17 protein-coding genes and 1 tRNA gene are annotated in these 24,117 nt (G+C 66.9%); 8 read left to right on the forward strand and 10 right to left on the reverse strand.

Annotated elements, in window-relative coordinates; all coding sequences use genetic code 11:
• Positions 1 to 103 precede the first annotated feature (103 nt).
• From ACK6C6_RS12910 to ACK6C6_RS12930, 5 genes are all read right to left on the reverse strand, one after another.
• Positions 104 to 1,462, reverse strand: a complete 1,359-nt coding sequence (locus tag ACK6C6_RS12910; RefSeq protein ID WP_409267644.1) for an acetylxylan esterase — start codon at positions 1,460 to 1,462, stop codon at positions 104 to 106.
• Positions 1,462 to 1,989 carry a PEP-CTERM sorting domain-containing protein gene (locus ACK6C6_RS12915; protein ID WP_409267645.1) on the reverse strand — a complete coding sequence of 176 codons (528 nt, stop codon included), beginning with the start codon at positions 1,987 to 1,989 and terminating at the stop codon, positions 1,462 to 1,464. Before ACK6C6_RS12915 ends, ACK6C6_RS12910 begins: the two co-directional genes overlap by 1 nt.
• A gap of 26 nt (positions 1,990 to 2,015) precedes the next feature.
• The gene (locus tag ACK6C6_RS12920) at positions 2,016 to 4,262 is read right to left on the reverse strand and encodes a carbohydrate-binding protein (protein ID WP_409267646.1); all 2,247 of its coding nucleotides are present in this window, start codon (positions 4,260 to 4,262) and stop codon (positions 2,016 to 2,018) included.
• 163 nt (positions 4,263 to 4,425) lie between these two features.
• Entirely contained in the window at positions 4,426 to 7,743 is a 3,318-nt protein-coding gene (locus ACK6C6_RS12925; RefSeq protein WP_409267647.1) for a discoidin domain-containing protein, read from the reverse strand.
• Positions 7,740 to 10,076: a glycoside hydrolase family 2 TIM barrel-domain containing protein gene (locus tag ACK6C6_RS12930; RefSeq protein ID WP_409267648.1), complete on the reverse strand. Its 2,337-nt coding sequence runs from the start codon at positions 10,074 to 10,076 to the stop codon at positions 7,740 to 7,742. The genes ACK6C6_RS12925 and ACK6C6_RS12930 overlap by 4 nt, the downstream gene beginning before the upstream one ends.
• Before the next feature lie 245 nt (positions 10,077 to 10,321).
• Between ACK6C6_RS12930 and ACK6C6_RS12935 the strand changes: the two genes are divergently transcribed.
• The 8 genes from ACK6C6_RS12935 (at position 10,322) to ACK6C6_RS12970 (ending at position 19,174) form a co-directional block, all read left to right on the forward strand.
• Positions 10,322 to 11,365 carry a UDP-glucose--hexose-1-phosphate uridylyltransferase gene (locus tag ACK6C6_RS12935; RefSeq protein WP_409267649.1) on the forward strand — a complete coding sequence of 348 codons (1,044 nt, stop codon included), beginning with the start codon at positions 10,322 to 10,324 and terminating at the stop codon, positions 11,363 to 11,365.
• A gap of 7 nt (positions 11,366 to 11,372) precedes the next feature.
• Positions 11,373 to 12,536, forward strand: coding sequence for a galactokinase (gene galK / locus ACK6C6_RS12940; protein ID WP_409267650.1), 1,164 nt, complete (start codon positions 11,373 to 11,375; stop codon positions 12,534 to 12,536).
• A complete protein-coding gene (locus ACK6C6_RS12945; RefSeq protein ID WP_409267651.1) occupies positions 12,533 to 13,528 on the forward strand; it encodes an aldo/keto reductase in 996 nt (331 codons plus the stop codon). Before galK ends, ACK6C6_RS12945 begins: the two co-directional genes overlap by 4 nt.
• Before the next feature lie 91 nt (positions 13,529 to 13,619).
• Positions 13,620 to 15,746, forward strand: coding sequence for a putative bifunctional diguanylate cyclase/phosphodiesterase (locus tag ACK6C6_RS12950; RefSeq protein ID WP_409267652.1), 2,127 nt, complete (start codon positions 13,620 to 13,622; stop codon positions 15,744 to 15,746).
• 119 nt (positions 15,747 to 15,865) lie between these two features.
• Complete coding sequence (locus ACK6C6_RS12955; protein ID WP_409267653.1) at positions 15,866 to 16,462, forward strand: hypothetical protein; 597 nt, start codon at positions 15,866 to 15,868, stop codon at positions 16,460 to 16,462.
• A gap of 86 nt (positions 16,463 to 16,548) precedes the next feature.
• Positions 16,549 to 17,025, forward strand: coding sequence for a TadE/TadG family type IV pilus assembly protein (locus ACK6C6_RS12960; protein WP_409267654.1), 477 nt, complete (start codon positions 16,549 to 16,551; stop codon positions 17,023 to 17,025).
• A 60-nt stretch (positions 17,026 to 17,085) separates the two neighbouring features.
• On the forward strand, positions 17,086 to 18,585 hold the full coding sequence (locus tag ACK6C6_RS12965; protein ID WP_409267655.1) for a pilus assembly protein TadG-related protein: 1,500 nt from the start codon (positions 17,086 to 17,088) through the stop codon (positions 18,583 to 18,585).
• A complete protein-coding gene (locus tag ACK6C6_RS12970; RefSeq protein ID WP_409267656.1) occupies positions 18,572 to 19,174 on the forward strand; it encodes a TadE/TadG family type IV pilus assembly protein in 603 nt (200 codons plus the stop codon). The genes ACK6C6_RS12965 and ACK6C6_RS12970 overlap by 14 nt, the downstream gene beginning before the upstream one ends.
• Positions 19,175 to 19,398: 224 nt before the next feature.
• On the opposite strand, the gene ACK6C6_RS12975 is transcribed toward ACK6C6_RS12970, so the two are convergent.
• From ACK6C6_RS12975 to ACK6C6_RS12995, 5 genes are all read right to left on the reverse strand, one after another.
• Positions 19,399 to 19,492 (reverse strand) — tRNA-Ser (locus ACK6C6_RS12975).
• A gap of 100 nt (positions 19,493 to 19,592) precedes the next feature.
• Positions 19,593 to 20,840, reverse strand: coding sequence for an aspartate kinase (locus ACK6C6_RS12980; RefSeq protein ID WP_036207687.1), 1,248 nt, complete (start codon positions 20,838 to 20,840; stop codon positions 19,593 to 19,595).
• 148 nt (positions 20,841 to 20,988) lie between these two features.
• Positions 20,989 to 22,350, reverse strand: a complete 1,362-nt coding sequence (gene tilS / locus ACK6C6_RS12985; protein ID WP_409268280.1) for a tRNA lysidine(34) synthetase TilS — start codon at positions 22,348 to 22,350, stop codon at positions 20,989 to 20,991.
• Between the two features lie 44 nt (positions 22,351 to 22,394).
• Positions 22,395 to 23,372, reverse strand: a complete 978-nt coding sequence (locus ACK6C6_RS12990) for an acetyl-CoA carboxylase carboxyltransferase subunit alpha (RefSeq protein ID WP_036207683.1) — start codon at positions 23,370 to 23,372, stop codon at positions 22,395 to 22,397.
• 81 nt (positions 23,373 to 23,453) lie between these two features.
• Positions 23,454 to 24,101 carry a DNA-3-methyladenine glycosylase family protein gene (locus tag ACK6C6_RS12995; RefSeq protein ID WP_409267657.1) on the reverse strand — a complete coding sequence of 216 codons (648 nt, stop codon included), beginning with the start codon at positions 24,099 to 24,101 and terminating at the stop codon, positions 23,454 to 23,456.
• Positions 24,102 to 24,117 lie beyond the last annotated feature (16 nt).

Genomic DNA, 24,117 nt, shown 5'->3' on the forward strand with positions numbered 1-24,117 from the left:
GGGGCCGTCATCCATAAAGACGAAGGACGGGCAGCCGATCCTCCGGCGGGCGCGAAGTAATCAAGGACTTGATCGATTCGCAAGGTGAACGCAAAGACCGCCATCAGCGCTTGCCCGCCGCGTGCTCGAGCAGCCAGCGCTCGATCGTGTCGCGGTGCGCCTGCGACGTCAGGTGCACCTGGTCCGGCTCGACCACCAGGGTACGGGCGGTCGGAATCACGTTGTACACCGCGAAGGTCGACGTCGGCGGCGTCACGGTATCGTTGTAGCCGGCGTAGTACAGCACCGGGGTGCGCAGGCGTCTGGCAAAGTTCGCGGTGTCGTAGTAGGCCGAGGTGGCGGCCTTCGGCTCGACCGGCTGGTCCTGCCTTCGCCCCTCCCCGTCCTTGCGGAACAGCGCGGGCCAACCGCCGGCGCGCTCGTGCAGGTAGCCGGTGACGTCGCTGTAGGCCGGGTAGGACGCGATCGTCAGCGACACGCGCGGATGCAGGGCGCTGGCCATGATCGCCAGCTGGCCGCCCTGGCTGCCGCCTTGGGTGGCGAGCTGCCTGCCGTTCCACTTCGGGTGCTGCACCAGGTAGTCGAGGGCGCGCAGCGTCCCCAGGTAGACCCGGCGGTAGTAATAAGCGTGGCGGTCGTCCAGGTTGAAGCGGTTGTAGCCGGCCAGCGCGCCGGCGTTGAGCTGCTCGTACAGTTCCGCCGGCAGGTCCACGGGGATGCCATGGATCCCGAGCTGCAGCGTGATGAAGCCCTTCGCGGCCAGCTCCGGCGTGCCCTTGTAGCCGCGCACGCCGGCGCCCGGCACCTGCAGCACCGCCGGGAACGGCCCCTCCCCGCGCGGCACCGAGAGCACGCCGTACATGCGGGTGGTGCGGGTGCCCGGTCCCACGTTCTGGAAGCTGAGATAGGACACCTCGACTTCCGGCGTGGACAGCGCCGGCGCCGGCAGCAGCCGGAACGCCGGCTCGACCTTGGCCAGCTCGCGCTTCTGCGCCGCCCAGAAGGCGTCGAAATCCTCGGGTTCCGCCTGCACCGGGCGCAGCTCCAGCGGGCTGAAGGCCGCCGTCGCCGCCGCTTCGAGCGCCTTGCCGTCGATGCTGGCGCTGACGATGCAGCGCACGAATCCCGGCCTGTCCCCGCCCGGCGCCGCCAGCAACAGACCGTCCTCCGGCACCACCGCGCTGCGCTCCGGCCCCTCCAGCATGTCCGGTCCCAGGCGATACCTGATCCGGATGCCTTCGCGCGGATAGGGCTTCTTGTCGATACTGATCCGGAAGATCGCGTGCTCGCCCGCGCGGTAGGTCCAGTCCGGGCGGTCGAGGCTCACCTTCAGGGGCAGCTCGGGATAGGCCGCCTGCGCCACCTGCACCACGGAGGGTGCGGCGGCGCCGGCCGGGGCGCTCCAGGACAGCTGGAGCGCCAGCAGGATGCCGGCGGCGACCGACAGCGGGCGGCGCGACATCAATCCCCCTTGCCCTTCCTGCGGCGCAGCGCGGCCAGGCCCGCCATCCCGCCCAGCAGCAGCATGGCGCTGCCCGGCTCCGGCACGGCGCTCGCTTCCCGCAGCGTGAACGACAGCAGGGGCGAGTCGTCGATGTAGGCTTCCTCGAACCTGCTCCAGTCATACAGTCCGTTCTGGCCGGACAGGTCGATGCTCAAGGAGGCGCCGAGGTCGAGCAGCGTGAGGTAGAAGCCCGCGTCATGGCCGCCCGGGTCGGCCGGGTTGGTATTGGCGAGGAAGTGCCAATCGGCGGGCTGGTCGTAGTCGAGGTAGTAGACCTGGTCGATGGCCGTGGCCTGGACCGACGTCGAGAGCAGGCCCTCGACCGCCGTGATGCGCGCCGGGGACGCGCTGTCGTAATGGAAGCGGCCCTGGAAAGTCCCGTCGCGCCAGGTCGCCCCGTACTCGTACCAACCGATCGGCGCGGCCCACGCGGCCTGGGCGAGGAGGCCAAGGAACAGCGCAAACAGCATGTGAAGTTTTTTCATCCGGATCACCTTATGCATTTTGTTCATTACGGGACGATCAGCTCGTCGATATTGCCCAGGCCCTGGCCGGTCGATTCGAAGCGCAGCGTGTTGTTCTGGCCGGGGGCCAGGTTGACGGTGGCGCTCATGGTGGTCCAGGTGGTCCAGCTGCCGGTGACCCGGAAGGTGATCGCCTGGGCCACGCCGTTCACGCGCAGCACGCCGGTACGCGGGGTCGGGTTGCCGTTCGCGTAGCGGATCGTGATGGTCCTGGCGCCGCCCGCCCCGCCGTTGATGCGCTGGAACTCCGCGGCGCCGCCATTCAGGGGGAAGTTCAGGAAGCCCAGCTGGCGGTAGCCGCCGCGGTCGCTTTTCACGGCGGTGCCGCCGCCGACGATCGCGGTCTCGGCCTGCACCGTCCCGGTGCCGTCGTAGGGCACGTGCACCGGGGCCTGCGGGAAGGAAGTCGCTCCATGGCCGAGGTAGAAGCTGGTATGCGGCGGCTGGTTGTAGCCGGCGTTCTGCGCCGCCACCTGGCTGCGGTAGTGCGGGTCGTGCATCAGGGTGTTGATGCGGGTGGTGGTCGGAATCGCGGTGCTGAACACCATCAGCTCGGTATTGCTGCTGTTGCGCACGACAATCTCTTCGCGCCAGTCGCCGAACAGGTCGGCGGTGAGCACCGGCGTGGCCTTGGTGCCGTTGTTGGTCGTGCCGCCGTAGCTGCTGGTATCGAGCAGCGTGGAGAAGGTCCTGGTGGCCGGGTTCCATTTCTGGACCGCCACGCTGCCCATCGGTTCGCGCAGCAGGTCGCCGTCCCACCAGACACCGAAGTTCATCGAGCTCGGTGCCGTGCTGTTGATCAGGGCGCCGGTGACCGTGCGGTGGCCGCCGCGCGAGGCCCAGCATTCCGCGCCGGGATAGTTGGGGTCGACATCGAAGCAGACGCCGCGGCCGACGTCGGCGTTCGAGCCGCTCGCGCCCCAGATCAGGGCGCCGGTCGCCGCGTCGTGCAGGCCGGAGCCGCTGGCGCCGTAGGCGGCGGGCGACTCGTGGATCATGTAGACCTGCAGGCCGGCGCGGTCCGGGTCGAACTTGCCGAAGTGGAGCGCGTCGCCATGTCCCAGGTTGGTGGTGTACAGCAGCTGGCCATAGCTGTCGATGGTGGCGGCGCCGTAGACGATGTCGTCGCGGCCGTCGCCATTGGCGTCGCCGGTCGCGAACCAGTGCGCGCCCTGCCCCCTGGCCGCGCTGCCGGCGACGTCGGTGTCGAACACCCAGCGGCTGGTCAAGGCGCCGTCGCGCCAGTCCCAGGCCGCGATCACGGCGCGCGTGTAGTAGCCGCGCGAGAAGATGGCGCTCGGGCGGTTGCCGTCGAGGTTGGCCACGCCGCCGAGGAAGCGGTCGACCCGGTTGCCGTAGTTGTCGCCCCAGGCCGACACGCTGCCGCGCGCCGGCAGGTAGTTCACCGTCTTCATGGCGGCGCCGGTCAGGCCGTTGAACACGGTCAGGAATTCAGGGCCGGCGAGGACGTAGCCGGCGCTGTTGCGGTGGTCGGCGCTCGGCGAACCGATCACCACGCCCTGGCCGTCGACCGTGCCGTCGGCCGTCTTCGCCATCAGCTCGGCCTGGCCGTCGCCGTCGAAGTCGTAGGCGACGAAGGTGGTGTAGTGGGCGCCGGCGCGGATGTTCTTGCCCAGGTCGATGCGCCACATGCGGGTGCCGTCGAGTTTGTAGGCATCCAGGTAGGTGTTGCCGGTGTAGCCCGACTGCGAGTTGTCCTTGGCATTGCTCGGCTGCCACTTGACGATGATCTCGTAGCTGCCGTCGCCGTCCAGGTCGGCCGGGCTGCCGTCGTTGATTTCATAGGTATAGGCTTCGCCGGCGGGCGTGACGCCGCTCGGGGGCGCCTGCACCGGGATCGACTTGTAGGGCTTTGCCCAGGTGGCGCCGGCCGGGCTGCCCGGCTGCTCCACGCCGTTCACGACCTCGCGCACGGTGTAGCTGTCGGTGGCAGTGCCGCCCGGGTCGGTGAAGTTCAGTGCGTTCAGGGGCGAGGCGTTCAGCCGGGTCGCGCCGCGGTACACGTTGAAGCTGGTGCCATTGGCGTCGGTAGCCAGCTGGCGCCAGCTGATGAAGACTCCCGGGTTGGACGCGTTCGCGCTCGCGATCGCGACCGCGCCGCGGTTCAGGTTTTCGATCTGCTTGCCGGGGATGGTGATGACCGCGCTGGCGCTGCCGGCGGCGGCCAGCAATGCGAGCACGAGGGTCGAGGCTCTCGCTTTCTTGTGAATCATGTTGTCTCCGTTGGCGTATTTGGTATGGGTTTTGCCTACGACTGCCTGACATGAAAACGATGTCAGCGATGCATCATAAGCCGCTGTCCCATGCAAAAATCGCCACCCCCACAATGACTCATCCGGATGATTTTTTCGTGGAAAAAACGGGACGATCCGCAGATCAAGGCCTGCTGTCCCGCCTCGGCCGCCGGTCGTCCATGCCGGCCTCGTCGACGTCGGCGCTGGCCGAGCGCGAGCGGCTGTACTCCACGTCACCCGGCAGGGCCGGCAGCGCCGGCCCCGTGTACGAGACGGCGACGTCGGCAAAAGCGCTGGCGCGGTCCGCGCCGAAGCCGGACAGCGGCACCAGCCGGAGCTGGCGGGCGCTCACAGCCTGGCCAAAGCGCAGCGCCTGCGGATCGAAGCTGGACGCCAGCTCGGTGCGCAGCACTTCGCGCCAGCTCTGGCCATCGTCGCTGACCTGCACCGACAGCTCGCGTACGTCGCCCTCGTGGTCGCGGTGGTTCTGGCGCGGCATCAGGACCAGGCCGTCGAAGGGGACCGCCTGGGGAAAGGCGATGGTGAGCGCGGTCTGCGGCCGCGGCGCGCCGGCGGGGGCATTGAGCAGGGCGAAGGTATTCGGGTCGCCGTCGACCGCATTGCCGGCGTTCGGCCAGCCGCTGGCCGTGGCGCCGAGCTTTTTCATCACGCGGGTATCGAACAGGACCGACCTGAACGCGGCGGGGGCGACTTCCACCTTCGGGGCGAAGGCGCTGCTTGCCATGTAGTCCAGCACCGAGCGGCGCAGCTGGCGCGCCACCACGCGCTCGTCCAGGCGGTTGGCCAGGTCGGCGGTCGACACCAGCAGCCGGCCCTTCCCTACCCGGGCTTCGAACAGCAGGCCCAGCTTGTAGTTGCGGTTCCAGTCGTCGATCGGCTGCACGATAGGCTGCAGCGCGCGCGGCAGACGGCCGAGGTTCATGGCGCGCGCGCCCGCCACCAGTTCCGTCCATTGCCAGTCGTGGTGGGCGGCCGTGGGAAAGCCCGCCAGCGCCGGATGCGCTGTGTCGACCCAGGTGCCGAGCATGCGGCCCCAGCCCGGGCTCATCAAGCGGTTCCAGAACACCGGGACGTCCGCCAGCGGCGGCGAGCTCCAGTCCAGGTCAGCCTTGGGCGGCATGTACAGCACCTTCGCGCCCTCGGCCAGCAAGCGCTCGGCGTCGACCCAGGCATGGGTGACGAACACGCCCGGCGGCGCGGCGGTGTCGACCCGTTCGGGGTAGACCCACAGGTTCCAGTCATTGGCAATCCGGGTGCCGTCCAGGCCCACCACCAGCCGGTACTCCTGCGGCGCCGCCAGCTGCGACAGGTCGACGCCGATCCGTCCAAGTAGGGTGTTGGTCCCGGCGGCGATATCCAGCGCCGGCAGGCGGCCCTCGATCACGGTCTTGCCGGCGGCGTCCACCAGCTTCCACCAGGGCCGGGCCCCGCGCAGGTCGGCGCGGCCGTAGTGGGCGATCTCCACCGGCACTTCCAGCTGCTGCGCGGTGGTGTAGACGCGGCGCTCGAGGCGCGCCAGCGGCACGGTCTCGCCGTTGAAGCGGCGGAAGCCTTCCGGCGTGGCGTAGCCCTTCGGTTCCCAGAAGGCGTCCAGCACCCCGACCAGGGCCGTGCCCTGGCCCAGGTAGTCGTGCAGGTCGAGCATCTGGTAGCCCGAGATGCCGCGCGTGCGCAGCGCCGCTTCGATTTCTTCCTTGTAGCAGGCCAGCTGGAAGGCGCCGGAGGCCAGCGCGAATTCCCCGTTCTTCTCCAGCACGCCCTGGTCGCGCGCCGAGTCGCGGAAGATCTCGTAGTTCCCGGGACGCAGGTAGCCTGTGAACTTGTCGATCACCTTGAAGTCCGGATAGGCGATCCACTGCCCGATCTCGTGGGTGATCACCGGCACCTTGACGCCCTCGAGCGAGGCCGCGTAGTCGCGGCCGAACCAGCCGGTCTTGTTGCGCAGGGGCTTGGGGCCGATGCGCTGGACGGCCAGGAAGTCGGTGCCCTGGTCCAGTCCCGGCACCGAGGGTTCGGTATGGCCGGTGCCGTTGGTGTACAGGCGGCGCGGGTCTTTCGCGCGGTAATGGGCGATCCACTTGTCGAAGGCGGCTTTCCAGTTGCCCTTCGGCTCGTTGCTGGGGCTGAACAGCAGGAAGGACGGATGGTTGCCATAGGCGCGCAGCATGCGCTCGCTTTCCTCGTAGAGCATGGCTTCCATCGGCGTGCCGGGCGACACGGCATTCCACATGCCCGGCTCGGCCTGCAGGTAGATCCCGACCTCGTCGGCGGCGGCAAAGGCCGCCTGCGGCGGGTTGTAGGAATGGAAGCGCACGTGGTTGATGCCCCAGGCCTTGTTGATCCTGAAGATGCGCTTCCAGGATTCGACGTCGGTGGGCGGATGGCCGGTGAGCGGAAAACCGCCGCCATCATGGGTGCCGCGGAAAAAGGTGGGCCGGCCGTTGACCAGGATGTCCTTGCCCTCGGTCCGGATTTCGACGAAGCCGAAGCGCAGCTGCTGCCGGTCGTCCGCCCCCTCCCCCTGCAGGCGCAGCGCGAGCTTCTGCAGGGCCGGATTCCATTCGTCCCAGGTCTGCGCATTCTTCGGGTACTGCATCCGGAACTGGGCCTCGCCGCCGGATGCAAGCCAGCGCACCGGGATGCGCCTGCCATTGGCCGTCAGCGTACCGCTGCCCGCCTTGCCGCTGGCATTGCCGATCCGCACCCGCACCAGGGCGCTGCGGTCGCTCACGCGCGGGAAGACCTGGGCGTCGTCGATGTACACCGGCGTGGTGGCGCGCAGTTCCACCTTGCCGACGATGCCGTTCCAGCTCATGCCCTGCGAATCGGAGACGCTGTGCGAATCGGGGCGGTAGTCCATCAGCATGCGGTTGTCGACGCGGACACTGATGCGGTGCCGGCCCGGCGCCAACAGGCCCAGATCGTAGGCGTGTTCGGCCACCAGGCTGCGATTGGCGCCGATCTCGCGCCCGTCGACCCACAACGTCGATCCCCAGCGCGGCCGCTCCAGGAACAGCACCACGCGCTTGCCCTTCCACGTGGCCGGCACGTCGATCTCGCGCCCGTACCAGGCGGCGCCCAGGTAGTGGCGTTGCGGCTGGGCCAGGAAGGGCACCTTCACCTTGCCCGGCTGGGCATACGGCAGGTACTGCGCGCGCTGGTGCCAGTGCTTGTCGTACAGGGACAATACCCACGGGGTCTGGGCGCTGATCTCGTCGCCGTAGCCTTGCGCATTCAGGATGCCGGGCAGCCTGATGCTGTCCGGCAGGCTGCGGCCATGCCAGCCCTGCGCCACGCCCTGGTCCTCGCGATCCAGTGCGAACTGCCAGGCGCCGGACAGGTCGAGCACCTCGGCGGCCTGGCCGAGCGAGCAAGCACCCCACAAGAGGACGGCCAGCGAGGTGCGCGCGGCGCGCTTCAGGAACTTGTCGGTCTTCATGGGGCAAGGCCTCCTGTCAGGTTGCCCGCCTGGGCGCTCAGCTTGGCGCGTGGCCCCTGGACGCGCACCAGCACGCTGGCGATGCCGGCCTCGGTGGACACCGTGGAAGCGCCGACGATCTCTGTTCCCGAACCGGCGGTGAAGGCCACTTCCCGGCCGCTCAGCGGCACCGTAGTTCCGTTGGCATCGAGCAGGCGGGCACGCACGAACACCAGGTCTCCCGCAGCCGGGGGCACGCCCACGTCGTCCAGCGCCAGTGCCAGTTTGACCGGCGCGCCGGGCGTGCGGACGCGATGCTCGGCCACCTGGCGCCCGCCGGAATACGCGCGCGCCACCAGTTCGCCGGGCGCGAAGCCGCCGGTATCGAATTCCAGCGGCGGATGCGCCAGGCGCGGATGCGTCGCCGAGGGCAGGCTCTTCTTGCGCCCGACCGGCTTGCCGTTCAGGCGCAGCTCGACCTCCTCGGCATTGCTGAACACGCGTACCCGCGGCATTGAATCGGCCTGCCAGTAGCTGGCGATGAACACCATCGGGCCGCCGCCCCAGCGCGGCGAAGCTTCCTTCGCATCGCGCTGCGAGCGGAAGAACTCGGCCGAGAACTTGGGCAGGCGCTCGATGCTCAGTGCGCCCGATTCTTCGAGGTCCGGCGCGTAGCCGCGCGCGTAGTCGAACATCACCCAGTAGCCGTCGGCGAAGGCCGGGGTCGCGTAGTTGTCGTCATGGGCCTCGGCCACGTTCCTGGCCTGCTGCAGCAGGCGCGTTTCGCCGCTCCCCAGCGCCTGGCGGCTGGAACGGTCGGCCGGTTTCAGGTCGGACCAGGCGCCCTGGTTGAAGCCCGCGTTCATCGCGTAGTATTCCCAGTCGCCGTATTCGGACACGATCAGCGGCTTGTTCGGCAGCGCATGCTTGCTGCCGATCCTGTGCTGGCGCGCCTGCAGGTAAATGTCATAGGTCTGCGGCACCCAGCCGGCCGAGAAGGCCTGCTCGCCCGGGTATTCCGCATGCACCGTGTCGTGCAGGGCCTGCACCAGCGCGTCCGGCATCCGGCTCTCGTTCAGCGAGCACTCCCAGGCCAGCACGCTCGGGTGGTTGCGGTCGCGCCGGATCATGTCGGCGCAGGTGCGGATCACCTGGCGGGCAAAGGCGGGATCGGGGTTGTGGAACTGCCAGCCCGGGATCGCCGGCAGCACCATCAGCCCCAGCTCGTCGGCCGCCGCCATGAAGGCGGGCGACTGCGGATAGTGCGACAGCCGCACGTAGTCGAAGCCGTACTTCTTGATCAGGATCGCGTCGCGCAGGTCCGCGCTTTCTGACAGGGCGTAGCCGACGTAGGGATATTCCTGGTGCCGGTTCACGCCGCGCAGGTGGACCGGCTCGCCATTGAGCAGCAGCTTGCCGCCCTCGAAGGCCAGGCGGCGCACGCCGATGCGGGTGTTGACCACGTCTTCGCGGCCGGCGGCCGCTACCCTGGTCTCCAGCTGGTACAGGTTCGGCGCCTTCGGCGACCACAGCTTCGGCTGCGTGAGTGTCAGCGGGATGCTCACGTGGCGGCGCTCGCCCGCTGCCAGCTGCACTTGCTGTTCCACCCGCGCCACCTGGCGGCCGCGCCAGGCCAGGGTATGGCGCACGGTCACCGCCTGCGCGCTGTTCGACGTATTGCTGACTTCGGTCTTGACCTGGACCACGGCCGCCTTCCTGTCGGCCTGGGGCGTGGTGACGAAGATGCCGCCGCCGCCCGGCGTATCGGAGAGCATCTCGTCGGTGACGTGCACCGGCGGCTTGATCACGAGCGACACGCCGCGGTAGATGCCGCCGTGCTGGATGTAGTCCAGGTCCTTGAGCGGCTTGGGGCCGGTGATCGGGTTGTCTTCGTTATTCGCGCGCACCACCAGTTCGTTGTCGCCTCCCGCCTGCAGGATGTCGGTGATGTCGAAGGCGAACGGCAGGTAGCCGCCCAGGTGCTGGCCCAGGTGTTTCCCGTTCAGCCAGACGTCCGCCACGTTCATCACGCCCTCGAAGCGCAGGATGGCGCGTTCCCCCGGACGCAGCGCGCTCTGGAGCTGCTTCTTGTAGAAGACCGTCCCCTGCCAGGGCGCCGTCGGCACCCGCGGCTCGATGCGCGCCGCATGCGGCAGGTCGACCCGGGTCCAGCCATTGGCGGGGACCTGTTCGATGCCGGCGGCCTGGCGGCTGTCGTCGCGGTGGAACAGCCAGCCCTGGTTCAGGTCGACCGGCGCGGCCTGCGCGGCGGCGAAGGCTGCGAAGCAGGTGACCAGTCCGGCGGCCGCGGCCTTGCGCAGCAGCCCGGCGGCGGCGAAATCGAAAGTGATCATGGTGATGTACGATGAGCAACAAGAACGGGCTGCCAGTCTAGGCATGCCCGAGCGCGCACCGCAAGCGCTATCGGCCCGCCGCCCGAAACACTCACGCCCTTGAGTTTTTCCATCAAGCACTCATGAACATGAGCAATTTGCCAAGCATGCGTTCTTGAAAAGGGAAACCCATTACTATTCGCCATCCTGTCGGCAAGACGCCGTACAAGCATTCCTTGATATCCTAGAACCGAACGAGGCCCTCGATGTTCAATCCCACCGATCATCCTCACCGCCGCTACAACCCGCTCATGGGCGACTGGGTGCTGGTCTCGCCGCACCGCGCCAAGCGCCCATGGCAGGGCCAGCAGGAGGCGGTCGACCGCGAAGCCAAGCCCGCGCACGACCCCAGCTGCTACCTGTGCGCCGGCAATACCCGCGTCAACGGCGAGAAGAATCCCGACTATACGGGCACCTATGTGTTTACCAACGACTTCGCCGCCCTGATGGCCGATACGCCCGAGGCCACGCCCGGCGACGATCCGCTGTTCCAGTCGATGAGCGCGCGCGGCACCAGCCGCGTCATCTGCTTTTCCCCGGACCACAGCAAGTCGCTGCCCCTGCTGGAGCTGGCGGCGATCGAAGGCGTGGTCGACACCTGGTGCGAGCAGTCCGCGGAGCTCGGCCGGCAGCACCGCTGGGTGCAGGTCTTCGAGAACAAGGGCGCCGTGATGGGCTGCTCGAACCCGCACCCGCACGGCCAGATCTGGGCCACCAGCTTCCTGCCCGACCTGCCGGCGACGGAAGACCGCCAGCAGCGCGCGTATTTCGCCGAACAGGGCAAGCCGCTGCTGCTCGACTACGTCGAGCGCGAGGCGGCCGATGGCGAACGCGTGGTCGTCGCTACCTCCCACTGGCTGGCGGTGGTGCCCTACTGGGCCAGCTGGCCCTTCGAGACCCTGCTGCTGCCTCGCTTCCCGGTCAAGCGCCTGGAAGACCTCAACCAGGAACAGCGCGCCGACCTGGCGCTGGCCCTGAAGCGCCTGACGACCCGTTACGACAACCTGTTCCAGACCTCTTTCCCCTATTCGATGGGCTGGCACGGCGCGCCGTATTCAGAGGACGACGCCACCCCATGGCAGCTGCACGCGCACTTCTACCCGCCCCTGCTGCGCTCGGCCTCTGTACGCAAGTTCATGGTCGGCTTCGAGATGCTGGCCGAGACCCAGCGCGACCTCACGCCGGAACAGGCGGCCGCCCAGCTGCGCGCCCAGTCCGAAGTGCATTACCTCCACAACCCGTCCACCTGAAAGCACGATGAACGCTACCCCGCTGGCCCGCGCGGCCACCGTATTCCAGGCCGCCTTCGGCCAGGCTCCCTCGATCCAGGTCCAGGCTCCCGGCCGCGTCAACCTGATCGGCGAACACACCGACTACAACGACGGCCTGGTGCTACCCTGCGCCATCGACTACCGTACGGTCATCGTGGCGCGCCCCCGCGACGACCGCCAGATACGCGTCGCCGCCGCCGACTATGACGGCGCGCTCGACACCTACTCGCTCGACGCCCTGATCGAACGCCTGGACGCCCCGATGTGGGCCAACTACGTGCGCGGCGTGGTGCGCGATCTGGTGGAGCGCGGTCTGCCGATGCAGGGCATGGACCTGGCCATCGCCGGCGACGTGCCGCAGGGCGCCGGGCTGTCCTCGTCGGCCTCGCTGTCGGTGGCCGTTTGCCGGCTGTTCGCCACCCTGCCCGGCTTCGAGGGCTTGAGCCCGGTCGACATGGCCCTGGTCGCCCAGCGCGCCGAGAACGATTTCGTCGGCACCAAGTGCGGCAACATGGACCAGATCAGTTCGGCCTGCGGCGTGCAGGACCATGCCTTGACGATCGACTGCCGTTCGCTCGAGGTCCGGCCGGTGCCGATCCCGGCCAACGCCGCCATCATGATCTTCAATTCGCATGTCGCGCGCGGCCTGGTGGACAGCGCCTACAACACGCGGCGCGAGCAGTGCGAACAGGCGGCCCGCCACTTCGGCCTGCCCGCCCTGCGCGACCTCGACCTGGCCACCCTGGAAGCACGCGCCGCCGAGCTCGACCCGATGGTGCTGCGGCGCGCGCGCCACGTCGTGACCGAGAACGCGCGCGTGGCTGCCGCCGCACAGGCCCTGGCCGCGGGCGACCTGGTGCGTATGGGCGAGCTGATGGAAGCCTCGCACGCCTCGATGCGCGACGATTTCGAGATCACCGTGCCGGCGATCGACCAGCTGGTCGGCATCGTCAAGTCGGTGATTGGAACGGCCGGCGGTGTGCGCATGACCGGCGGCGGCTTCGGCGGCTGCGTGGTGGCGCTGGTGCCGCACGAGCTGGTCGACGCCGCCCGCGAGGCCGTACAACGCGCCTATACCGCGCCGAACGGCGGCAGCGCGACGATCTACGTCTGCCGCGCCGCCGCCGGCGCCGGCGCGGTCGCGGCATGAGCTGGGAAGCTGCTCCCGGACGCTACGGGTCGCTCCCCTATCGCCGCTGCGGCCGCAGCGGCCTGCGCCTGCCCGCCATCTCGCTCGGCCTGTGGCACAACTTCGGCGGCGGCGACGACCTGGCGCGCCAGCGCGAGATCGTCCGCAGCGCCTTCGACCTCGGCATCACCCACTTCGACCTGGCCAACAACTACGGCCCGCCGCCGGGCTCGGCGGAGAGCAACTTCGGGCGCATCCTCGACCTGGACCTGCGGCCCTACCGCGACGAGATCGTGGTCAGCACCAAGGCCGGCTACACCATGTGGCCCGGGCCTTATGGCGACTGCGGCAGCCGCAAGTACCTGGTCGCCAGCCTGGACCAGAGCTTGAAGCGGATGGGGCTCGACTACGTCGACATCTTCTACCACCACCGGCCCGACCCAGGCACCCCGATCGAAGAAACCATGGCGGCACTCGACTACATCGTGCGCAGCGGACGCGCCCTCTACGCCGGCATCTCGAACTACCCGGGCGAACAGACGCGCCTGGCCGCGGCGGAACTGCGCCGGCTGGGCACGCCCTGCATCGTCAACCAGTCTCGCTACAGCATGTTCGTACGCCAGGTGGAGACCGAGCTGCTGCCGGTGCTGGCGCAGGAAGGCATCGGCGCGGTCGCCTTTTCTCCGCTGGCGCAGGGCCTGCTCACCGATCGCTACCTGGGCGATGGGCTGCCCGGCGACTCGCGCGCGGCGGGCAGCGCGGGCTTCCTGCGCAAGGAACACCTCACGGACGAGCGCCTGAACATCTCGCGGGCCTTGAATGCCTTTGCGCAGCAGCGCGAGCAGTCGCTGGCCCAACTGGCGCTGCGCTGGGTGCTGCGCCAGCCGGCGGTCACGTCGGCGCTGATCGGCGCGAGCAGGCCCTCGCAGGTCGTCGAGGCGGTGCGGGCGGCCTCGATGCCGGAACTGGCGGAGGCGGACATCGCTGCCGTCGAGGAGATACTGGCCGGATAGCGGCCTGGGACGCGGATGTCCGTGCTGCCCTGTTATGGAGCGTCGTGCTACCATCGCGCGTAAACACGACCACTCCAGTTCAGCTGTCATCATGGCTTCCAGCACTGCCGCGGATCTTCAGCGCCGGCTCGACGACCTGCTCGAGCACCTGCCGGCGGGCGTCGTCGTGCACGACGTCGACGGCCGCATCCTGCACGCCAACCGTCTTGCCTGCGAGCTCATCGGGCGCAGCCTGGCGCAATTGTGCGGCACAGGCTCGGACGGCAAATCCTGGCAAATGTTTTGTGCCGACGGCAGCCCCATGCAAGCGAAGCAGTTTCCCGTCAACATAGTGCTGCGCACCGGCCGCCAGCTGTCCCAGCAGGTGCTCGGTATCCGCGACACCGAGACGGACCCGGTACGCTGGCTGATCTGTAACGCCTATCCTGAGCGCGACGAGCAGGGCGTATTGCGCCGGGTGGTCGTGTGCTTCACCGACTGCACCGCGCTGAAGGAGGCCGAGCAGAGCCTGCAGAAATCCGAGGAGCGGCTGCGCCTTGTCCTGCTGGGCTCGACCGATGCGTACTGGGATTACGATCTCGTCGAGGACGAGATCCATTATTCCCAGCGCTGGTGGACCATGCTCGGCTACCAGCCCGACGAACTCGGCTGCCATACGGACCTGTGGCTGGAGCTGATGCACCCTGAGGACCGGCCCGAGCTGCTTCGCTTCTGGAAGGACCTGCTGGAGGGGGACCGCGAAACCTATAGCGTCGAGTGGCGCCTACGCCATCGTGACGGGCATTACGTGCCGGTGCTGTCGCGCGGTTTCGTCACGCGCGACGCCAGGGGCCGGGCCCTGCGCGTCTCCGGCACCAATACCGACCTCACCGAGCGCAAGCAGGCCGAGCAGCGCATCTACGAGCTGGCCAATTTCGACCACCTCACCGGCCTGCCGAACCGGCGCCTGCTGGTCGAGGAGCTGGACAAGGCGCTGGCGCGCAGCCAGCGCTCGGGCTGTTTCGGGGCCGTGATCTTCCTCGACCTGGACAACTTCAAGCTGCTCAACGACACCATGGGCCATGACTTCGGCGACATGCTGCTGCGCCAGGTGGCGCAGCGCCTGCGCCATACGGTGCGCCACTGCGACCAGCTGGCGCGCCTGGGCGGGGACGAGTTCGTGCTGGTGCTGGAAGACCTGGCGGAGGAAGCCCGGGACGCGGTCGCGGAGGCCCAGCATGTCGTGGAAAAACTGCAAAGCTCCCTGGCCCAGCCCTATTACCTGGACGGCAGGCTGTTCCTGAGCACGCCGAGCATGGGCGTCGCGCTGTTCGACGGCGGCGCAACCGATCTCGACACCATCCTCAAGCAGGCCGACCTGGCCATGTACCGTGCCAAGTCGGAGGGACGCAATACGGCGCGCTTTTTCGACCCCGGCATGCAGGCCTCGGCCGAGCACCAGGCGGCGCTTGAGCACGCCCTGCGCGAAGGCTTGTCGGCGCACGAGTTCGTGCTGTACTGCCAGCCGCAGTTCTCCAGCGCTGGCCGCCTGGTCGGCGCCGAGGTGCTGGTGCGCTGGCGCCGCGCCGACGGCGCGCTGCTCGTCCCCGACGACTTCATCGGCGTGGCGGAATCCTCGGGCCTGATCGTGCCGCTGGGCCAGTACGTGCTCGATGAAAGCTGCCGCGCCCTGGCACGCTGGCGCGCCGACCGCACGCTCGGTCAACTCGAGCTGGCGGTCAACATCAGCGCGCACCAGCTGCACAGTGCCGATTTCACCGGGCGCGTGGCCGGCGCCCTGCTCGAAACCGGCGCACCACCCGACAAGCTGTGCCTGGAACTGACCGAAAGCGTGCTGGCCCACAACGTTGCCGAGGTCATCGAGCGGATGCGCGCGCTGTGCAAGCAGGGCGTGCATTTTTCGCTGGATGATTTCGGCACCGGTTACTCCTCGCTCGCCTACCTCAAGCGCTTCCCCTTGAGCGCCCTGAAGATCGACCGCTCCTTCGTGCACGACGTGCATCTCGATCCGGATGCCGCACCGATCGTCGAAGCCATCATCGCCCTGGCGCGCAAGCTCAAGCTCGACATCGTGGCCGAGGGGGTCGAGCATGAGGCGCAGCGCAGCTTCCTGGTCGGCGGGGGCTGTGGAACGCTGCAGGGCTACCTGCTGGGCCGGCCCGTGCCGATCTGGGAGTTCGAACGAACCTACAGCAGCGCCGGGATCGGCCACGCCTGAGCGGGCCCCGTGCCCGGCTGATGCACCTCAATTCTCCGAAAGCTTTATTTGCGGTAAGAATTCCCAGGGGCCAGACTGAAGGAATCCGTTCTTCCCCGATCGACAGCGAGAGGACATGCATGGTGTCGAACGACGCGCAGCCGACGCAACAAGCCGACTCTTCCTTCATCATCCTGGTCTTTTCCGTGGCAGGATGGGCGCTTCTCGAAGCATGGGCCATCAGCGTGGGAGCAAGCTGGTACGCCCATGCCCTCAATGCGCTGCCCGGATCGATCCTGACCGTCCTTGCGCTGCCGCGCGCCACGGCAGGCGCGCCGCGCAAGGCGGGTGAAGCAAAGCCTGCGCACCGGGGCTCGGCCTGGGCGCTGCTGCTGCCCGCCCTGTTCCCGCTTCTCATGGGCGCCTTCCTCGGCATCCTGTTCCTGAGCGGCGCCCTGCTCCTGTTCGGATTGCTGGCCGCATGCCTGTGCCTTGCGCCGTGGTCCCGGCTGGCATTCACCCGCGACCATGTTCTCCTGTGCAGCGCCCTCACTTTGAGCGGCTTCTTTCTCCCGATCGCGCTGGCTTACCGGGACCTCGACATCGTCTTGTTTCCGCTGGGCTGCTGGGTATTCTGGTTATGCGCCTGCTGCGCCTTGCTGGTCAGGGCGGACAAGCGGCGCCGTGCCGCGCGCCGGAAAAAATCCGGACGCGGCGATGTCGCGACCGCGCCATGATGTGTTGGCGCAATGTCCTATGTCAATTGCCTCAAAAATTCGGTGTCTAGAATCGAGACAGGCAAAGGGCTCTGGGAAGGGAAGCGATGAAAACGTGGCCGCGGCTGTTCCGCAAGACGGAAAAGGGTAGTGTTGCCGTCGAAATGGCATTCATTCTGCCTGTTCTCGTCATGCTTCTCACCTTGATGCTCTTCTTTGCACGCCTCTTCTGGGCTTACAGCGCAACGCAGAAGGCTGCGCACGATGCCGCGCGATTTCTGTCGACCGCCACGCAAGCCGAGATACGGACCGGTGGCGGAGCATTCAACGAGCCACGCTATCCAGCGGTGGCCCGATGGATAGCGCAACAGGAACTGATGGATATCGCCCCGTGGGCCGAAGGGATCACCATTCTGCTGTTTTGCGACACCGCGCTGTGCAACGTCACGCGACCGGAAACCGTTCGCGTCAGCGTGGAGGTCAGCCTTCGCAACGATGTCTTTCCAGAATTGATTGCGCTCTATCTGGACAATCCCAACTTCGTTTTGAAAAGCAAAGTCGTGCTCCCTTACGCAGGGCGCTAGCGCCAGGAGTGATGGACACGCATCACCTTTTCACACATGTCGCAAGGCCAGGAGAGACGCATGGAGGTGGATGACAGCACAGCACGCGGCGTGTGGAGGCGGCATCGTACTCCACGGCTTCCCGTGCGCGAGTCCGGAGCAATCGCGATCATGTTCGCGGGAGCGCTCGTCATCATCATCGCCTTCTTCGCGCTGGCCCTGGACATTTCCCGAGTCCACAACCGCAAGATGGAGCTGCAGAACCTGGCCGATGCGGCCGCGTTGGCGGCCGCGATTCAGCTCGACGGCACCGAACCGGGGATCCAGCGTGCGCTGGACGCGGTGACGACCATCATGTCGGCCACGGACTGGAAGGCCAGCTACCAGTACGGCATGAAGAAGGTGGGCGCGCTGGACCGGGCCATCGCGTTCGCGAGCAGCCCGGGCGGCCCCTGGCGTAACGCGGCGGAGGCGAAGGCGGACGCCGACGACTTACTGTTCGTGAAAGTGGACACGCGCGACCTCGACGCCGACTACGGCGAGGTGAAAGCATCTTTCTTGCATGTGTTTGCAGACGCCGATATCGCGACTTCCAGCTCCCGCGCGATCGCGGGCCGCTCCGCGATCAGCGTGACACCGCTGGGCATTTGCGCCATGCGCGATGAGGCGCGCCGCGATCACAACGGCGAACTCGAGGAACATGGTTTTCGGCGCGGCATCAGTTACAACTTGCTGGACCTTAACCGGCCCGGGTCGACCGCCGGACAGACCTTCACGGTCAATCCCCTACCGGGTACTGCGCCCATCACCAATGTCGACACCCTTGCTCCTTTCGTGTGCACAGGGACGATGGCGATGACCAGGCTGACAGGCGGGAAAGTAGTCGTGTCGTCTTCATTCCCGATTTCCAGCCTTTACTACCATCTGAATTCGCGCTTCGGTTCCTACAGCACCACGCCGCGGATCCCGTGCGACGCCCGTACGGCGCCGGCCGATGCGAACATCAAGGAATATACCTACGACGGCGGCTCGCCATGGATGAGCGTACAACCGGAGGGACAAGCGGCAAAACGCCTGGAGACCACGGAACGACGGTGGACGATCGCGGAACCGGACAGCGCGCCCACCGGCACCACGGCCGCCCACTGGGGGCCACTGTGGTCGTACGCCAAGGCGGTGAAGTATGAATCGTATGAGGACCTGGGCGATCCGGAACCGGCGGGGGGCTATGCGACTTTCGACACCACGGCATGGGAGACCCTGTATGCCGGCAAGCCGAAACCCTCCACGACCACGCCCTACCCGTCCGAAGCGGCCACGCCCACGCCCTATTCATACAAGAGCGGGTCAGTCTTCTACAGGGCGCCGGCGACGACGAACAAAAGTATCCGGGGTCGGCGCGTCCTGAATCTGCCCCTGCTGGCTTGCCCGGTCACCGACAACAAAGCAAGCGTACTTGGCATAGGAAAGTTCTTCATGACCAGGACGGCGACCGCCACCTCCCTCTACGGAGAATTCGCCGGGCTGGTTCCCGAGCAGACGCTAGGAGCGCAGGTTGAGCTATATCATGACAACGACTAACAAAACCCGCATGTGTTACCGGTCACCTGTAAAGCAACTCGGCGGTGCCGCGGTCGAATTCGCGCTGGTGGCGCTGATCTTCTTCATCCTGTTTTTCGGCATTGTCGAGCTTGCACGGGCGATGTACCTCTGCAATACCCTGCAGGAAGTGACGCGCCGGGCCGCGGCGCTGGCCGTGAATACGGACTTCAGCAACGAGGGCGCCATGCAGGATGTACGTGAGCTGGCGATTTTCCGCACCACACCGGGCGTTCTGTTGATGGGCGATCCCATCTCGGATCGGCACGTCAAGATCGATTACCTGCGGCTTCCGGCGAATTCCAACATCCCCGTATCGCTCGGGGCGGCTTTGCCCGCCAGTCCGCTGGAGAACCGCGTCAACTGCGCCCAGGACATGGATGGTGCGCGCTGCATTCGGCTGGTGCGGGTTCGCATCTGCATGCCGGGTGGGGGGGCGGATGAGTGCGACGCCGTGCCTTACGTGCCCTTGTTCTCGCTGATTCCGTTTTCGTTTGCGCTGCCGTTTTCGACGACGATTGCGACGGTGGAGGGGTTGGGGATGCCGGTGGGGGTGCCGTGTGAGTGTTAGGGCGGGTGCGTAGAAAGGCCTGAAGTGATGACGGACGCGAGCTGCGCTCGCGGGGCGCCCGCTAGCGGGCGCAAAGTGGGATTCGCCCACGTTCCGCGGGCCGCGGTTGCGCGAGTACGCGCAACCCTTCGAATCCCACGCGGAGAGCGCGCAGGCGCTCTCCTCGCCTCCGCCGACGTTACAAATAAAAAAGCCACCCGAAGGTGGCTTTCTTATTTGTAACTTGGCGGAGGCGGTGGGATTCGAACCCACGATACAGGTTTAAGCCCATATGCTTCCTTAGCAGGGAAGTGCCTTCGGCCACTCGGCCACGCCTCCAATCAGTTCCGACTTGTGTGTCAGTCAGCGCTGAGTGCACGCATCTTAAGGGCTGGTGCACGTTGCGTCAAGGACGCACGCCCAAAAATTTTGAAAATTGTTAAGCTTGCTCGAGGTTAAAAGCCTTGTGCAGGGCGCGCACGGCCAGTTCCATGTATTTCTCGTCGATCAGCACAGAGATCTTGATCTCCGAGGTCGAGATCATCATGATGTTGATGCCCTCTTCCGACAGGGTGCGGAACATCTGCGAGGCCACGCCGACGTGGCTGCGCATGCCGACGCCCACGGCCGACACCTTCGACACTTTCGCATCGCCCAGGATCTTGGCCGCGCCCAGCGCCTCGCGCTGCTCTTCCAGCACGCCCATCGCCCTCGCGTAGTCGCCGCGCGAGACGGTGAAGGTGAAGTCGGTCTTGCCGTCCACCGACTGGTTCTGGATGATCATGTCGACTTCGACGTTCGCTTCGGCGATCGGGCCGAGGATGTGGAAGGCCACGCCCGGCTTGTCCGGCACGCCCAGGACGGTGATCTTGGCTTCATCGCGATTGAAGGCGATACCGGAGATGACGGCTTGTTCCATGTTGCTTTCTTCCTCAAACGAAATCAGGGTGCCGGACTTCGCTTCTTCGTCCAGCGGCATCAGGGGATCGGTCAGCGACGACAGCACGCGCGTCGGGACCTGGTAGTTACCTGCGAATTCGACCGAACGCGTCTGCAGCACTTTCGAGCCCAGCGAGGCCAGTTCGAGCATTTCCTCGAAGGTGATCTTGTTCAGGCGGCGCGCCTCGTGCACCACGCGCGGATCGGTCGTGTACACGCCGTCGACGTCGGTGTAGATCAGGCATTCGTCGGCCTTCAGCGCGGCGGCGATCGCCACGGCCGAAGTGTCCGAACCGCCACGGCCCAGCGTCGAGATGTTGCCATCTTCGTCCATGCCCTGGAAACCCGTGATGATGACGATCTTGCCGGCTTCGAGATCACCGCGCACGCGGGTGTCGTCGATCGACTGGATGCGCGCCTTGGTGAACGAGGAATCGGTGCGGATGCCCGCCTGCCAGCCGGTGTACGAGACCGCGTCCTTGCCGATGGCCAGCAGCGCCATCGCCAAGAGGCCCACCGAGACCTGCTCGCCGGTCGAGGCAATCATGTCCAGTTCGCGCGGGTCCGGTTGCGGCATGATTTCCTTGGCCAGCGCGATCAGGCGGTTGGTTTCACCGGACATCGCGGAAGGCACCACGACGATCTGGTGGCCGGCATCATGCCACTTCGCCACGCGGGCCGCGACATTCTTGATACGGTCCGTCGAGCCCATCGACGTCCCGCCATACTTGTGGACAATTAAAGCCATATCAGGGAGGGTTCCAGCTTGTTGAAAGATCAAAAGGGGACCCTTACTCTAGCATGCTGCAGCGCAGTATCACAAGACGGTCGGGAGAAAAAGCTATACGAAAACAAAATAAAGTAATACCGTTTTTCGTATAGAAACAAAAACAAGTCTAGACAGCTTGGGGCACCCAGCGCAGTGCGATGCGCTCGCCCTGCCCCGCACTCAGGTGGCGGCAATCCATGCCGATGCCGGCGGCAAACAGCAGCTCGCGGTCCGCCCACACCAGCGGCGCACGCTCGCGCTCCCAGCTTGGCACGCCGAGGGACTGGTAATGCGCCTTCAGTCCCCGGGTGGGACGGTTGGCGGCGGGCTTGAGGCGCTCTCCGCCCTGGCGGAAGTCGATGGTAAGAAACTGGCTGCGCAGCCAGGCCGGATCGAAACCCGCCGGCGCGGCGTCGAAGTGCAGCGCGCCGCCATAGGCAGGAAAGTCCAGCGCGGCCTCCCCGTTCCAGCGGAAGCGCTGGCCTTCCTTGACCAGCACGCCGATATCGTCGGGGTCGCGCATGCCGGCAAGCTCAGGCAGCTTCGGTGTGAGGTAGAGCTTGCCGCGGTGGCGGCGGATATCGCAGCCCGGATGCGTCACTTTCAATTGCGCATCCTCGCGCGCCGAGAACAGCTGGGACACCATCTCGGCCAGCCAGGCGGTCGAGGGCATCGCCAGGCCGCGCACATGGAACAGGTGGCGCAGCATGTTGTCGGCGCGGTCGCGGCTGAGCTGTTGCACGCGGGCGAGGTCGACCGCCTCGCCGTCGAGGCAGGCGGCCAGGTCCTGCCCGGCGACTTCATCCAGGATGCGCTGGGCCGACTGCACGTGGGCCGCCCCGCGCGCCAGCCGCGCCTGGTAACCCGGGAAGCTGGCTGCCAGCGCCGGCATCACCGCGTGGCGCAAGGCGTTGCGGGCATAGCGCGGATCGCTGTTCGATTCGTCCTCGACCCACGCCAGGCCTTCGGCACGCACGTAGTCTTCGAGCTGGGCGCGCGACAGCGGCAGCAGCGGACGCGCCATGACCAGTTCCGGGTCGCCCAGCAGGCCGGGCGCGCGGTTGGCCGCGTCCATGCCCGACAGCCCGGCCGGGCCGGAGCCGCGCAGCAGCTGGAGCAGGACCGTCTCGGCCTGGTCGTCGAGGTGGTGGGCGGTGAGCAGCAGCGGCACGCCGTGGGCGACGCACATCTCGCCCAGCGCGCGGTAGCGCAGCTTGCGCGCGGCCGACTCGATGCCGTCCTTGCCTTTGACAACCTCGACATGGCGGCTGTCGAAGGCGATGCCGAGCGCCGCGCAGGCCTCACGGCAATGCGCCAGCCAGGCATCGGCATTCGGGCTCAGCCCGTGATGGACGTGGAAGGCATGCAGGACGATGTCCTGCTCGGCAGCCCAGGCGTGGGCAAGCCGCAGCAGGGCCATCGAGTCGAGGCCGCCGCTGCAGGCAAGCGCAATGGAGGTGGGGGTGAACGACTCGCGCAGGCCGTGCATGGCCTGCGCGAAGGTCACCGGGACTTGCCCGGCACGGGTGGAACTCACTCTTCGCGCGGCAGTGTTTCCTTGAACTTGCCGTAAGCCATCAGCTTTGCGTGACGGGCGTCGAGCAGGTCCTTGGTTTTCATGCCCTGGAACTGGCGCAGGGTGTCGGCCAGTGCACGCTTGAGCAGCTGCGCCATCTGCTTCGGATCGCGGTGCGCGCCGCCGAGCGGCTCGTTGACGATCTTGTCGATCAGGCCGATGGCCTTCAGGCGGTGCGCGGTCAGGCCCAGGGCGTCGGCGGCGTCGCTGGCGCGCTCCGAGGTCTTCCACAGGATCGAGGCGCAGCCTTCCGGCGAGATCACCGAATAGGTCGAGTACTGCAGCATCAGCACCGCGTCGCCCACGGCGATCGCCAGCGCGCCGCCCGAACCGCCTTCACCGATGATGGTCGCAATCAACGGGACCTTCAGCTCGGCCATCACGTACAGGTTGTGGCCGATCGCTTCCGACTGGCCGCGCTCTTCGGCATCGATGCCCGGGAAGGCGCCCGGGGTATCGACGAAGGTGAAGATCGGCAGGCCGAATTTTTCCGCCAGCTTCATCAGGCGCATGGCCTTGCGATAGCCTTCCGGACGCGGCATGCCGAAGTTGCGCATCGCGCGTTCCTTGGTGTCGCGGCCCTTCTGGTGGCCGATGACCATGCAGGCCTGGCCGTTGAAGCGGGCCAGGCCGCCGATGATCGACTGGTCGTCGGCGAAGCTGCGGTCGCCGTGCAGTTCGTGGAAATCGGTGAAGATCGCGTTCACGTAGTCCATCGTGTATGGACGCTGCGGGTGGCGGGCGATCTGCGACACCTGCCACGGGGTCAGCTTGGCGTAGATGTCCTTGGTGAGCTGCTGGCTCTTCTTGGCCAGGCGGTCGATCTCTTCCGAGATGTCGACGGCGGAATCGTCTTGCACGAAACGCAGCTCTTCAATCTTGGAATCCAGCTCGGCGATCGGCTGCTCAAAATTGAGGAAAGTTGTTTTAGTCATTGTACCTCCGGATTATTTCGTGGCCGCAGCGTTTCCGTTCGCGCAGCATGCACCGGGCCTCGTGGGCCCCTGTTGTGGGCGTTATTCTACCGTACCCGAACCGGATACCGGATCGAGACTACGCCATAAATACCAGGTTGCCACCGTACGCCAGGGCTCCCAGTTCGCCGCCACTTCGCGCGCATCGCTGCGAGAAACAGGTTCGCCAGAGAAATAATTCTGGCTGATTCCCTGGATCAGGCCGGGATCGTCGAGCGGCAGCACGTTTGGACGGAGCAGATTAAATATCAAAAACATCTCCGCTGTCCAGCGGCTGATGCCGCGGATCTGGACCAGTTCGGCGATGACGGCCTCGTCGTCCATCTGCGACCACAGGTCGGCATGGACGCGCTTGGCCTTGAAACTGTCGGCCAGGTCGAGGATGTATTCGGTCTTGCGCTTGGACAGTCCGCAGCCGGCCAGCTCGACGGCGCCGGCCTTGAGCACCTGGGCCGGCGAGAGCTTCGGACAGGTGGCCAGCAGCTTGGCCCAGGCGGCGTCGGCCGCCTTCGGCGTCACCTGCTGGCCCACGATCGAACGTGCCAGCGTGGTGAAGGGGTCGGGCTGGCCGCGCAGGTGCAGGTCGCCGATCTGGGGGATCAGCTTGGCCATGATGCGGTCGCGCGCGATCAGCGCGGCCTTCGCTTCCGCCCAGTAGATCGGGACGGCAAGCTCTCCCTGCGGCTCCATGGCCGCGGATGTGTCC

The organism is Massilia sp. BHUDP2 (assembly GCF_046236355.1).
Classification (GTDB): Bacteria; Pseudomonadota; Gammaproteobacteria; order Burkholderiales; family Burkholderiaceae_D; genus Telluria; species Telluria varians.